The sequence below is a fragment of the Streptomyces poriferorum genome (assembly GCF_019399235.1).
Taxonomy (GTDB): Bacteria; Actinomycetota; Actinomycetes; order Streptomycetales; family Streptomycetaceae; genus Streptomyces; species Streptomyces poriferorum.
In genome coordinates this window covers 1-12,575 of sequence record NZ_JAELVH010000021.1, presented here as the reverse complement: position 1 = coordinate 12,575, position 12,575 = coordinate 1, and the positions used below count along the sequence as shown (strand labels likewise).

Genomic DNA, 12,575 nt, shown 5'->3' with positions numbered 1-12,575 from the left:
GGCAGAACGGATTCGTGGACGAATCGGCGCCACGACGGCGGAGCGGAGCTCTACGCGGTCGTGGGCGGGGCGATCACAGCGTTCCCATGCGGACCAAGGTACGCGGGGTCCGGTGGGCCGTCATCCGGTTTTCCGGGCCGCAGGACCTTCACGGAAACGACGCGTGGGCGGCCTCCGTCCCCGGGCTGCGAGGGGACGAGGACCGCCCACACGGCGGACTTCGGGGTGGGAGGCGAACGCTCCTAGGACGCGTCCTTGCGCTCCGCGTTCCGCTCCTTGATGCGTACGGTTTCCTTACGGACCTCCGCCTGCGTGGCGCGCTCCTTCTGCAGCCACTCGGGGTTGTCCTGCTTCAGCGCGTCGATCTGCTCCGTGGTGAGGGCGTCCGTGACTCCCCCGCGGGCGAGGCCGGAGATGGAGACGCCCAGCTTGGACGCGACCACCGGCCGCGGGTGCGGGCCGTTGCGCCGCAGTTCCTGCAGCCACTCGGGCGGATCGGCCTGGAGGGCCGCCAGCTCGGCGCGCGAGACGACACCCTCCTGGAACTCGGTGGGGGTGGCCTCGAGGTACACACCCAGTTTCTTCGCCGCGGTCGCGGGCTTCATGGTCTGGGTGGTCTGGTGCGACGTCATGAGGTCAAGAGTATCGAGCGTGTGCGCCGCCTCTGACCACGACCGGTAACCTGGCGGGGTGACAGGCTCGGAAGCATCCCCTTCATTCCGGCTCGCGTACGTCCCCGGGGTGACACCCACCAAGTGGGTGCGGATCTGGAACGAGCGTCTGCCGGACATCCCCCTGACGCTCGTCGCGGTGCCCGCCGCCGAGGCGACGGCCCTGCTGCGCGCCGGCGAGGCCGACGCGGGCTTCGTACGGCTGCCGGTCGACGGCGCGGACCTCAGCGCGATCCCGCTCTACACGGAGCAGACCGTCGTCGTGATCCCCAAGGACCACGTGGCGGCGGCGGTCGACGAGGTCTCGCTCGCGGAACTGGCCGACGACATCGTGCTGCATCCGCTCGACGACACCCTCGGCTGGGAGGAGCTCCCCGGCAGGCCCGCGATCGAGCGCCCGGCCACGACGGCCGATGCCGTCGAGCTGGTGGCCGCCGGGGTGGGTGTCCTCGCCGTTCCGCAGTCGCTCGCCCGGCTGCACCACCGCAAGGACCTCACCTACCGTCCGCTGTCGGACGCCCCTGAGTCACGGATCGCCCTGTCCTGGCCCGAGGACAGGACCACCGACCTGGTGGAGGACTTCATCGGGATCGTCCGCGGACGGACCGTGAACAGCTCTCGGGGCCGGGGGACGGCGTCCGCCGAACAGCCGAAGGCGAAGGCTAAGCGCGCCGACGGGCGCAAGCCTGCGGCGGGTTCGCCGGCGGGGAAGAACGCCCGTGGCGGTTCGGGCGGAGCCAAGGGAGCGAAGGGCGCCCGCGGTGCCAAGGGGGCCGCCGGCGCGAAGCGCGGCAAGCCCCGGCGGCGGCCGTAGGCGAAGCCGCGGCGTCAGGTCGCGGCAGCACGATGTCAGACCCTGCTGGCAGCATCGGTGATCATGACGCACACCGAACGCCCGATGCCGCCCCTGAACGCCGACGAGCGCACCAACCTGGCCTCCTGGCTCGACTTCTACCGGGCCACCGTGGCGGTGAAATGCGAAGGACTCGCCGACGAGCAGGTGCGTGAGGCCTCCGCGGCACCGTCGGCGCTGACCTTGATGGGACTCGTCCAGCACCTCACGGAGGTCGAGCGGAACTGGTTCCGCCGGGTGCTCACCGGCGAGGACGTCCCGCCCGTACAGGGGGGACCGGCCGGGCCCGAGGGCCACGACGGGGGGTTCGAGCTCTCCGGAGACGAGACCTTCGCGGGAGCCTGCGCTCGCTGGCAGAAGGAGATCGCCGTGTCCCGGGCCAACTGCGCCGGGCGGTCGCTGGAGGACACGGCCCCGTTCATGGGCGGCGAGGTGAGTCTGCGGTGGATCTACACGCACATGATCGGTGAGTACGCCCGCCACAGCGGCCACGCCGACCTGCTGCGGGAGCGGATCGACGGCAGTACGGGAGTGTGACGGCGCGGGCTGCGGCGTGGCGGGCGACCCCGGCCGGGTGTCGACCACATGCCCCTGGCCACTCACCCGTGAGCGGTGTTCAAACGCGCCCGCCCGTCGGGGCCGGGCGGGCAGATGTCAGGATGGTTCCATGACGAGCAAGGTTTACTTCGACATCACCATCAACGACGAGCCCGCCGGGCGGATCGTCTTCAACCTGTACGACGACGTGGTCCCCAAGACCGCGGAGAACTTCCGCCAGCTGGCCACGGGCGAGCAGGGCTACGGCTACAAGGGCTCCTCCTTCCACCGCGTCATCCCCGAGTTCATGCTGCAGGGCGGTGACTTCACCCGCGGTGACGGCACCGGCGGCAAGAGCATCTACGGCGCGAAGTTCGACGACGAGAACTTCAAGCTGGCGCACACCAAGCCCGGCCTCCTCTCGATGGCGAACAGCGGCCCGAACTCCAACGGCTCGCAGTTCTTCATCACGACCATCGTGACCTCCTGGCTGGACGGCAAGCACGTGGTCTTCGGCGAGGTCGCCGACCAGCAGAGCATGGACCTGGTCACGAAGATCGAGGGTCTCGGTTCGCAGAGCGGCCGCACCAAGGCGAAGGTCACCATCGCCGACTCCGGGACGCTCTGACCCGGTCCGCTCGCACAACAGCTCACCGCGACGCGCCGGCCGACGAACACCGTCGGCCGGCGCGTCGCGTCGTTACGGGGGCCCTTCCGGTACGTCCCTCGGGGTCCTCGTCGCACACGCGTCCATGCACCGGGCACGAGTGTCAACCGAAGGTTGACAGTCAGGCACTGTCAACCTACCGTTGACACATGACGAATCCCGTAGGCATGACGCAGCCCGTCCGTCTGGACGACCTCATCGCAGCCATCAAGAAGGTCCACCCCGACGCCCTCGACCAGCTCCAGGACGCCGTCATCGCGGCGGACCACCTGGGTGACGTCGCCGACCACCTGATCGGGCACTTCGTGGACCAGGCCCGGCGGTCCGGCGCCTCCTGGACGGAGATCGGCAAGAGCATGGGCGTGACCCGGCAGGCCGCCCAGAAGCGGTTCGTGGCCAAGGACCCCGGCGAACTGTCCGAACTCGACCCGAGTCAGGGCTTCAGCCGCTTCACGGTGCGCGCGAAGAACGTGGTGATGGCCGCACAGAACGAGGCGCACGCCGCGGGCAACGCCGAGATCGGCACCGAGCACATCGTGCTGGGGCTGCTCAGCGAACCGGAGGCACTCGCGGGGGCCTTCATCAAGGCGCAGGGCATCGCCCTGGACACGGTGCGCCAGGCCGCCGAGCAGGCGCTCCCGGCAGCCGCGGAGGGCGAGGTGCCCGAGCTCATCCCGTACAACGCCGATGCGCGCAAGGCTCTGGAGCTCACCTTCCGGGAGGCCCTGCGCATGGGGCACAACTACATCGGTACGGAGCACATCCTGCTGGCCCTGCTGGAGCACGAGGACGGCGCGGGGCTGCTGACCGGCCTCGGGATCGACAAGGCCACCGCGGAGACGGCCATCACCGAGGCGCTCACCCTCATCGTCGACGCACAGCAGCAACAGAACTGACCGGACCGGGACTGTTCGCGGCGGGACGGTTCGCGGCGGGGCTGTTCACGGTGCGGCCGCGACCGGCTCCCGCGGCGGCTACCGGCCGTGCGGCGGAACGCGCAGGGCGTGGGACGTGTCGCGGGCCGACGGGGCCGCACCGGCCTCTACCTTCGCGAAGTGGACCCCGGGGTGAGCAACGCCCTCCTCAACGGCAGGTCCCCTTCTCCGGGAGAGCGCATGGTCCCGCCCAGCGGCAGCAGCACGTCCACACCACCGGCCCGTACCGGCAGGGGGTGGCTGCTGCGGCTGGGCGAATGGTGCGCGCGCCACTTCGTCGTCGTGATCGTGCTGTGGGTGGTCGCCCTCGGCGGGCTGCACGCCCTGCAGAGCGCCTTCGGAGGGACGTACTCCGACGACTTCAACCTGCCCGGCACCCAGTCCAACACCGGCGCCGAACTCCTGAAGGCGCACGATCCGGCAGCGGGGGGCACCGGGGCACAGGTGGTCCTGCACGATGCGCAGAAGCCCCTGACCGACGTGCAGAGCCAGGTCGACCAGGTGGTGGGCAACCTCCAGAAGCTGCCGCACGTCCTCTCCGCCCAGAACCCGCTGCCCTCGTCCTCCTCCTCGACGTCCACCGCGCTGTCCAAGGACGGCATGACGGGGTACATCACCGTGCGGTTCGACGTGAACCCGACCTCGTTGGACGATGCCTATCTCGACCAGGTCGACACGGCGGTGAAGCCGCTGCGCTCCGCCGGTGTGGAGGTCGAGTACGGCGGACCGCTGGGAGAGCTCGCCCGGCCCGAGACCACGGACCTCACCAGCGAGGCCGTCGGATTCGCCGTCGCCGTGGTGGTGCTGCTCATCGGCTTCGGCAGCATCATCGCGGCCGGCGTCCCCCTGCTCACGGCGCTGATCAGCGTGATCGTCGGGCTGAGCTGTCTGTCGCTGGTGGCCGCGGCCACCACCTTCGCGAGCGTCTCGCCCACGCTCGCCACCATGATCGGACTGGGCGTCGGCATCGACTACGCGCTCTTCCTGATCACCCGGCACCGCCAGCTCGTCATGGACGGCGCCGACCCGGTCCGGGCCGCCGGCCGCGCGGTAGCCACCAGCGGACGGGCCGTCCTGGTCTCCGGCTGCACCGTCATCGTCGCGCTGGCCGGTCTGTACGTCTCCCGGGTCAGCTTCATCGGCAAGCTGGGGGCCGCGGCCGCGGTGACCGTGATCACCGCCGTCGTCGGTGCGGTCACCCTGGTTCCGGCCCTGCTCGGCCTCATCGGCCGGCGGATCGACCGCTACCGGGTACGGCCGCCGGTCGCCGAGGGCGGTGCCGGGCCCGGCACCGAGGCGGTGGGCGGCTGGCACCGCTACGCCCAGCGGGTGGAGCGGCGGCCCTGGTGGTTCCTGCTCGCCGGGCTGGTCGTGGTGGGGGTCCTCGCGATCCCGCTGTTCTCCATCCGGCTGGGCCACATCGACGACGGGGCCGATCCGACGAGCTTCACCGACCGGCGCGCGTTCGACCTGATCTCCACGGGTTTCGGGCCGGGTGCGAACGGCCCGTTCACGCTGGTCGTCGATCAGCAGTCGGTGCCGGGCTCGGACTGCTCGGCACTGGCGAGCAGTCTCCAGAAGGCGCTCACCGACGTACCCGGCGCGGCCAGCGTCACCCCGTTGCAGCCGACGGACGACGGGGCCCTCCTCATCGGTACCGCCCTGTCCAAGGAGGCCCCGCAGGACGCCGGTACGACCACCCTCTTCAAACACCTCAAGGACGACGTCCTGCCGCAGGGCGTGTCGGGCACCGCCGCCTCCGCCTACGTGACCGGCACGACCGCCGCCCAGGAGGACTTCCTGGACATCATCGCCCGCAGACTCCCCCTGATCATCGCCGTCGTCGTCGGGCTCGCCTTCATCATCATCCTGATCGTGTTCCGGGGCGTCCTCATCGCCGTCAAGGCGGCCGTTCTCAACCTCCTGTCCATCGCCGCCTCGTACGGAGTGGTGGTGGCGGTCTTCCAGTGGGGCTGGGGCGGGCCGTCCCTGGGGGTCTCCGGAACCGTGCCCATCGAGAGCTACGTCCCGACGATGATGTTCGCCATCGTCTTCGGTCTGAGCATGGACTACGAGGTGTTCCTGATCTCGCGGGTGCACGAGGCCTGGCTGCGGACCCGGGACAGCAAGGGCGCGGTGGCACACGGGCTGGAGATCACCGCGCGGGTGATCACCTGCGCCGCGCTCATCATGGTCAGCGTCTTCGCGGCCTTCGTCATCAGCGACAACATCGTGGTCAAGATGCTGGGGCTCGGGCTGGCGGTCAGCGTGCTCGTCGACGCCACGATCGTGCGGCTGCTGCTGGTCCCCGCGGTGATGACGTTGCTGGGCCGCAGCGCCTGGTGGATGCCCCGGTGGCTGGACCGGGTGCTCCCCCGCATCGACACCGAGGGCGAGTCGGTCCCGCCGCTGCCCGCCCCGTGACGCGGCCCGTCGCGGTACGGGCCGGCCGGCGCGAGGCGTACACCGGCCCGTGAGCACGGCCCGCCCCGCCACGGGCCGTCACAGCGACGCGTACACGGCCTCGACCAGTGCCGTCTTGCGCGGGTCGTTGGCGATGTGGGGGCCCATCCGGTTCATCACGTAGCCGAGCGCGACCTTGTTCTCCGGGTCGGCGAGGCCGCAGGAGCCGCCCGCGCCGTCGTGGCCGAAGGCCCGCGGGTTGGGTCCGTAGCTGGCGTCGGGTCCGCTCAGCCACAGGCCGAGCGCGATCTCCGTCTCGTGGACGAACCCGGCGCCCAGCACCAGGTCGCGGCAGCTGCCCTGGCCCTCGCGGACGCGTTCGGCAGCCTCCTCGGACAGGATCCTCAGGCCGCCGGAGCTGCCGCGCCCCGCGAGGATCCCGTACAGCGACGCGACCGCGCGGGCCGTGCCGTGGCCGTTGGCGGCGGGGATCTCCGCCTCCCGCCACTCGGGAGTGTTCGCGGCGGCCGCTCCCGTGGGCGGATTGAGCAGCGAGGCGACGGCGACCGGCTCCATCTGGGCGAAGAGCGCTGCCTGCCGGGCCCGGTCCGCCTTGGGTACGACGAGTTCGGCGACGCGCGCCGCCTCCTTCTCCGGCAGTCCGACGGTGAAGTCGATGCCGAGCGGGCCGGTCACCTCCTGCCGGAGGAACTCCCCCGGCAGCAGGCCACTGACCCGCCGGACGACCTCGCCGACCAGGAAGCCGTACGTCAGGGCGTGGTAGCCGGACCGGGTGCCTGGCTCCCACCACGGCTCGGTCGCCGCGAGCCGGGCGGTCGTCAGCTCCCAGTCGTAGAGCTCCGCCAGGGTGTGCGGTGCGCGCAGACCAGCGAGGCCGGCGCGATGGGAGAGCAGATGCCGTACGCGCACGTCCTCCTTGCCCGCTGCGGCGAATTCCGGCCAGTACGCGGCGACCGGGGCGTCGAGGTCGAGCAGGCCGCGGTCGACGAGGATGTGCGCGCAGAGTGCGACCGGCCCCTTGGTGGTGGACCAGACGTTGACCAGGGTGTCCTGTTCCCAGGGGCGGGTGCGGGCGCCGTCCGCCCAGCCTCCCCAGAGGTCGGCGACGGGCTGCCCGTCGACCAGGACGGTGACCGCCGCGCCCAGTTCGTCACGCTCGCGGAAATTCGCCTCGAACGCGCTGCGCACCGCGGCGAAACGTTCGTCGCAGTGGCCGTGGATCTGCGGCACAGTGGCCTCCCTCGCCTGGGACATGCCTGGTCGGAGTCGGATCCCCGTCAACATACCGACTGGTCGGACCGGCGGGAAGACATGGCAGGCACCGAACTCTCTCTTCCGGGGCTGCCGCGGTCAGCGGGCCCCGGTCTCCAGGCGGAAGCTCCAGCGGCGCGGCAGACCGGTGAGGGTGACGGTGGAGAGCGGGCGGACGTCGACGTTCCAGTACGTCGACGGCGGGGCCTTCAGCGCGTAGACGAGGGCGGCCCGGACGACGGCCGGTTCGGCGACGGCGACGATGGAGCCGTCGCAGGCGGGGCGGGTGTCCAGCCAGTTGCCGATCCGGGAGATGAAGGCGAGCAGGGGTTCACCGCCGTGCGGCGCCGAGCGCGGGTCCGCCAGCCAGACGTCCACGGCGGCCGGTTCCCGCGCGGTGACGTCGGAGAGGGTGCAGCCCCGCCAGCGCCCCATGTCGCAGTCGCGCAGGGCGGGCTGGACCAGCGGTGCGAAGCCGAGCGCCTCCCCCGTGGCACGGCTGCGGGAGGTCGGTGAGCAGTAGCGCAGTTCGGCCGCACCCAGGGGCACCAGGGCGGGGGCGGCGAACTGCACCTCGTGCCAGCCGGCCTCGTCGAGCGGCCGGTCGTCGTCGAAGCGCTCGCCGAGCAGGGAGGAACTGCGCGCCGCGGCGACGAGCGTGACTCGAACACTCATGGGCGCGATCGTGGAGCCGATTGTCTCGCAGGTCAAGAGCGCCGCCCCAGCCGGTTTCGGTTCAGCGGAACTGCAGGGCCATCCATCGGTCCGGGTTGTCGAGCGGCTGGAAACCGGCCTTCTCATACACGCCGTGCGCATCGGCCGTGGCGAGCATAAACCTGTACACGCCGGTCGGGGCGAGGTGGTCGCGCGCCGCCGCGACCAGCCGTCCGCCCAGGCCGTGCCCGCGGGCCGCGGGGTCGACGTACACGTCGCAGAGCCAGGCGAAGGTGGCCAGATCGGTCACCACGCGGGCGTATCCGGCCTGTTCGCCGGAGGCGAGGTCGTAGGCGCCGAAGTTGAGCGACCCGGCGATGGCCCGGTCCTGGTGCTCCCTGGTGCGCCCCTTGGCCCAATAGGAGCCGTTGGAGAGCCAGTTGTGGATCCGGGCGGCGTCCAGGCGGGCGGGGTCGGACGAGATCTCGTAACGTTCCTGAGGCGTTTCGGTCATGGCCGGAGCCTAGCGGCCCAGGTCCTTTCGTTTGGATCAGGCCGGATCAGGGAGCGGGGTCCGGTGCGTGCGGCTGCAAGGCGGAGGAGGCAGTCACTGCGGAGCGTTGACGACCGACGGCAACGCCGCAGATGCGCGTGCCGGACCCCGCGAGCCCGGCATGACCCAAACGAAAGGACCTAGGTATCGAGCAGTCCTGCCCAGGCAGTGCACAGGCGCCGCACGCCTTCGGTGATCTCGGCGATGCCCGCGACCGCCACGAAGCTCAACCGGACCTGGGGCGAGGGGGGTTCGGCGCAGAAGTAGGGCCGGCCCGGCGCGACGGCGACGCCGGCGCGCAGGGCCGCCGCGACCATGGCGGACTCGTCGGCACCGCCACCCGAATCGGGCAGTCGCGCCCAGAGGTTTCCGCCGCCGGCGGGAATGTGGGGCAGTGCGAGGCCGGGCAGTTCGCGGCGCAGCTCGGCGACCATGGCGGTGCGGCGGATACGCAGCTCCGCCGAGACGGAGCGCAGATGGCGGCCCCAGGCGGGAGAGCCGACGAGCTCCAGGGCTGCCTCCTGGAGCGGCCGGGGCACGAAGAGGCTGTCCACGACCTGGATGGCCCGCAGCCTTTCCAGGACCGGCCCCCTGGCGGCGAGGGCACCCACCCGGAAGCTGGGCGAGGTGGCCTTGGTCAGTGAGCAGACGTGGACGACGACCCCATCGGGATCGTCGGCCGCCAGGGCCGCGGGAAGCGGCCCCGCGTCGTCGTGGACGAGATGGCGGGCGAAGTCGTCCTCGACGACGAACGCCCCCGCCTCCCGGGCGATCCGGACGACCTCGCCGCGCCGGGCCTCGGCGAGGACCGTGCCCGTCGGGTTGTGGAAGAGGGGCTGGCACACCAGGACGCGGGCGCCGGTGGCCGCGAAGGCCGCGGCCAGCAGTTCGGGCCGCACACCGTCGGCGTCCATGGGTACGGGTACGGGCCGCAGACCGGCAGCCCGTGCGGCCGCCAGCATGCCGGGGTACGTGGGCGATTCGACGAGCACGGGCGCGCCGGGCTGGGCGAGCGCCCGCAGCGCGGTGGCCAGGGCGCTCTGGCCGCCCGCGGTGATCAGGACATCGGCCGCGGTGAACGTGGGCCCGATCTCCCGGGCGAACCAGGCCCGCAGTTCGGTGAGCCCGTCGGTGGGCGGGCGGCTCCATGCTCCGGGGCGGCGGCCTGCCCGGGCGAGGGCCGCCGCCATGGCCCGCTCGGGCTGGAGCGAGCTGTGCAGATAGCCGCCGTTGAACTCGACGACGCCCGTGGGCGGAGGTGTCAGGGTGACCAGCAGCCCGGAGGCGTCGACCGTGCGGGGCACCACTTCGGGGCCGCCGTCGCCGTTGAGCGACACCTCCTGCCAGGAGGTGTCGGCGGACGGCCGTCCCCCGGTCCGGGGATGCGCCCGGAACGCACCGGATCCCGGGCGGGTGACGACAAGCCCTTCGGCGGCGAGCTGTGCGACGGCCCGCGAGACGGTGACGGGGCTGGCTCTGAACCGTTCGACGAGAGCGCGACTCGACGGCAGCTTCTCACCCGATGAGTAGCGGTTGAGCTCACTCCGAAGCACTGCGGTCAAGTCGGCTACGCTGCTACGCTCTTGCATGACAGCACAGGATAGCGCTACTACCGACCCCACGATAGCGGTCGGCACGACGGGGAACGGGCCCGCGCCCCTCACGTCCGCCGGCTCCCCCAGTCCTGTCCCGGCGGGCCCGAACGGCACGCTGCTCGCCCTGCTCGGAGTGGTCTCCTTCTCACTGACCTTCCCCTCCACCGCCTGGGGCCTGGAGAGCTTCGGCCCCTGGTCGCTGGTGGCCCTGCGCACCCTGCTGGCAGCCACGATCGCGGGCGCCGTGCTGCTGGCGGCCCGGGTGCGGATACCCGAGCGGCAGCACTGGGCCGGGCTCGTGGTGGTGGCGGGCGGAGTGGTCGTGGGGTTCCCGCTGCTGACAACGCTGGCCCTGCGGACGTCGACGACATCGCACGCGGCGGTGGTGGTCGGCCTTCTGCCGCTGACCACTGCGGTGTTCTCCTCGCTCCGCACCGGATCGCGGCCTCCCCGCGCCTTCTGGGCGGCGGCCCTCGCCGGGGCGGCGGTGGTGATCGCCTTCACCGTGACGCAGAGCGGCGGCGGCCTGTCGGCCGGGGACGCCTACCTGTTCTGCGCGCTGCTGGTCTGCGCGGCGGGGTACACCGAGGGCGGCAGGCTGGCGAAGGTGATGCCGGGCTGGCAGGTGACCGGCTGGGCACTGCTCCTCACCGTGCCGCTCGCGGCGGCGGGCGCGGCCCTCGCGTTGCCGTTCGAACCGGTGCGGTGGACCGCGCACGGGGTGATCGGACTGGTCTGGGTGTCCGTGGCCTCGACCTTCTTCGGCCTGTACGTCTGGTACCGCGGCATGGCCGAGATCGGTGTCGCCCGGGCCAGCCAGCTTCAGCTCGCCCAGCCCCTGCTGACGCTCGTCTGGTCGTTCCTGCTGCTCGGTGAGGAAGTCGCTCCGGCGGCCCCGGTGGCGGCGGTCGCCGTCCTCCTCTGCATCGCCGTCACCCAGCGCGCCGGAGCCGGCCGGTCATAGACTTGTCGACATGGAACGCCACCCGTGAGGAGGTCACTCCCGATGGAGGCACACACGGGCGACCGGCTGCTGACGCACGGCAGGACCGTGGGGCAGCACGACCGGGTCGCAGAGATCGTCGAAGTGCTCGGGGACGGGGGCACTCCCCCGTACCGCGTCCGCTTCGAGGACGGACACGAACACCTGATCGCACCCGGTCCCGACAGCGTCGTCCAGCACACCACCGGCCGGGACCCGGGAACCCGATGACAGCCGCCGGTCAGCGGGGCGGGCGCGCCCGCGACCGGTAGTGGTCGGCCACCACCCGGTCCATCGCACCGATCCGGTCCGTGACCACGCTCTTCCCCGAGAAGTAGGCGTGGCCGCGGACCTGGTCGTATCCGGCGGCGAAGTCGATGTGCCGGGACAGCTCCGCCGGGTCCTGCCAGGCGGCGGGCTGGGCGGGGTCGCCGGACTTGTACAGAGCCTCGCCGATGAAGAGATCGACGCCCGTGCCCCGGACCACGTCGTCCCACCAGGGAACCAGCGCCGCGTAGTCGGCGGGCGCGAAGCCGATATGCCAGTACAGCTGCGGGCAGACATGGTCGATCCAGCCCTTCTTGACCCAGCCGCGGGTGTCCGCGTAGAGATCGTCGTACGTCTGCACACCGGCTTCGGTCCGTGAGCCGAGCGGGTCGGCGGAGGCGTTGCGCCACACGCCGAACGGGCTGATGCCGAACCGGACGCCCGGCTTGAGCGCCTTGATCCGCTCGGACATCTCCCGTACCAGCTTGTCGGTGTTGGAGCGCCGCCAGGCGGCGCGGTCGGGGAAGCCCGCTCCGTGCTTCGCGTACGCGGCACCGTCGGCGAAGGTCTGGCCCGCCACCGGGTACGGATAGAAGTAGTCGTCCCAGTGGACGGCGTCGATGTCGTAGCGGCGGACCGCGTCGAGCATCGCGTCCTGGACGAACGCACGGACCTCGGGCAGTCCCGGGTTGTAGTAGAGCTTGCCGCCGTACGGCAGGACCCACTCGGGGTGCAGCCGCGCCGGGTGGCCGGCCGAGAGCCGGGACGGGTCGGTGTGGTTGGCGACCCGGTACGGGTTGAACCAGGCGTGCAGCTCCAGGCCGCGGTCGTGCGCCTCCTGGACGGCCGTGCCCAGGGGGTCCCAGCCGGGGTCCTTGCCCTGGACGCCGGTGAGGTACTGGGCCCACGGTTCGTACGGTGAGGGCCAGAGCGCGTCGGCGCTGGGACGGACCTGGAGGATCACCGCGTTCAGGCGCCGGGCGACCGCCTCGTCGAGGTACGCGATCAGCCCGGCCCGCTGCTCGGCGGCGGGCAGACCCGGCTTCGACGGCCAGTCGATGTTCTCGACCGTGGCCACCCACATGCCCCGCAGCTCGCGCCGGACCACATCACGGGGCCCGCCGGGCCTGCCCTGAACGCCTGTGCCCCGCGGGGCACAGGCGGCGTCACCGGCCACCGCGACCGG

13 protein-coding genes are annotated in these 12,575 nt (G+C 71.8%); 7 read left to right on the top strand and 6 right to left on the bottom strand.

Going from position 1 to position 12,575, the window contains the following annotated elements:
- Positions 1-242: 242 nt before the first annotated feature.
- Positions 243-632: a DUF5997 family protein gene (locus JGS39_RS06150; protein WP_219567702.1), complete on the bottom strand. Its 390-nt coding sequence runs from the start codon at positions 630-632 to the stop codon at positions 243-245.
- Between the two features lie 58 nt (positions 633-690).
- Here JGS39_RS06150 and JGS39_RS06145 point away from each other — a divergent pair, with 58 nt between their 5' ends.
- The 5 genes from JGS39_RS06145 (at position 691) to JGS39_RS06125 (ending at position 6,087) form a co-directional block, all read left to right on the top strand.
- On the top strand, positions 691-1,485 hold the full coding sequence (locus JGS39_RS06145) for a LysR family substrate-binding domain-containing protein (RefSeq protein WP_219567701.1): 795 nt from the start codon (positions 691-693) through the stop codon (positions 1,483-1,485).
- Positions 1,486-1,548: 63 nt separating this feature from the next.
- A complete protein-coding gene (locus tag JGS39_RS06140; RefSeq protein ID WP_219567700.1) occupies positions 1,549-2,061 on the top strand; it encodes a DinB family protein in 513 nt (170 codons plus the stop codon).
- Between the two features lie 130 nt (positions 2,062-2,191).
- Positions 2,192-2,689, top strand: a complete 498-nt coding sequence (locus JGS39_RS06135; protein ID WP_219567699.1) for a peptidylprolyl isomerase — start codon at positions 2,192-2,194, stop codon at positions 2,687-2,689.
- 188 nt (positions 2,690-2,877) lie between these two features.
- A complete protein-coding gene (locus JGS39_RS06130; protein WP_219567698.1) occupies positions 2,878-3,624 on the top strand; it encodes a Clp protease N-terminal domain-containing protein in 747 nt (248 codons plus the stop codon).
- Positions 3,625-3,843: 219 nt separating this feature from the next.
- Positions 3,844-6,087, top strand: coding sequence for an MMPL family transporter (locus JGS39_RS06125; protein WP_219567697.1), 2,244 nt, complete (start codon positions 3,844-3,846; stop codon positions 6,085-6,087).
- A gap of 78 nt (positions 6,088-6,165) precedes the next feature.
- Here JGS39_RS06125 and JGS39_RS06120 read toward each other — a convergent pair whose 3' ends face one another.
- The 4 genes from JGS39_RS06120 to JGS39_RS06105 all read right to left on the bottom strand — a co-directional run bounded on the left by JGS39_RS06120 (position 6,166) and on the right by JGS39_RS06105 (position 10,134).
- Positions 6,166-7,341 carry a serine hydrolase domain-containing protein gene (locus JGS39_RS06120; protein WP_219567696.1) on the bottom strand — a complete coding sequence of 392 codons (1,176 nt, stop codon included), beginning with the start codon at positions 7,339-7,341 and terminating at the stop codon, positions 6,166-6,168.
- A 96-nt stretch (positions 7,342-7,437) separates the two neighbouring features.
- The gene (locus JGS39_RS06115) at positions 7,438-8,013 is read right to left on the bottom strand and encodes a histidine phosphatase family protein (RefSeq protein ID WP_219567695.1); all 576 of its coding nucleotides are present in this window, start codon (positions 8,011-8,013) and stop codon (positions 7,438-7,440) included.
- A gap of 61 nt (positions 8,014-8,074) precedes the next feature.
- Positions 8,075-8,506: a GNAT family N-acetyltransferase gene (locus JGS39_RS06110; RefSeq protein ID WP_219567694.1), complete on the bottom strand. Its 432-nt coding sequence runs from the start codon at positions 8,504-8,506 to the stop codon at positions 8,075-8,077.
- Between the two features lie 179 nt (positions 8,507-8,685).
- Positions 8,686-10,134 (bottom strand): aminotransferase-like domain-containing protein, encoded by a 1,449-nt coding sequence (locus tag JGS39_RS06105; protein ID WP_219567693.1) that lies wholly within the window; start codon positions 10,132-10,134, stop codon positions 8,686-8,688.
- On the opposite strand from JGS39_RS06105, the gene JGS39_RS06100 reads away from it, so the two are divergent.
- Together JGS39_RS06100 and JGS39_RS06095 are read left to right on the top strand one after the other, a co-directional pair.
- Positions 10,133-11,104 (top strand): DMT family transporter, encoded by a 972-nt coding sequence (locus JGS39_RS06100; protein WP_219567692.1) that lies wholly within the window; start codon positions 10,133-10,135, stop codon positions 11,102-11,104. The two genes, JGS39_RS06105 and JGS39_RS06100, sit on opposite strands and share 2 nt — an antisense overlap.
- A 42-nt stretch (positions 11,105-11,146) precedes the next feature.
- Positions 11,147-11,353, top strand: coding sequence for a DUF1918 domain-containing protein (locus tag JGS39_RS06095; protein ID WP_219567691.1), 207 nt, complete (start codon positions 11,147-11,149; stop codon positions 11,351-11,353).
- Positions 11,354-11,363: 10 nt separating this feature from the next.
- On the opposite strand, the gene JGS39_RS06090 is transcribed toward JGS39_RS06095, so the two are convergent.
- The gene (locus tag JGS39_RS06090) at positions 11,364-12,566 is read right to left on the bottom strand and encodes a glycoside hydrolase family 10-like protein (protein WP_308120210.1); all 1,203 of its coding nucleotides are present in this window, start codon (positions 12,564-12,566) and stop codon (positions 11,364-11,366) included.
- Between the last annotated feature and the right edge of the window lie 9 nt (positions 12,567-12,575).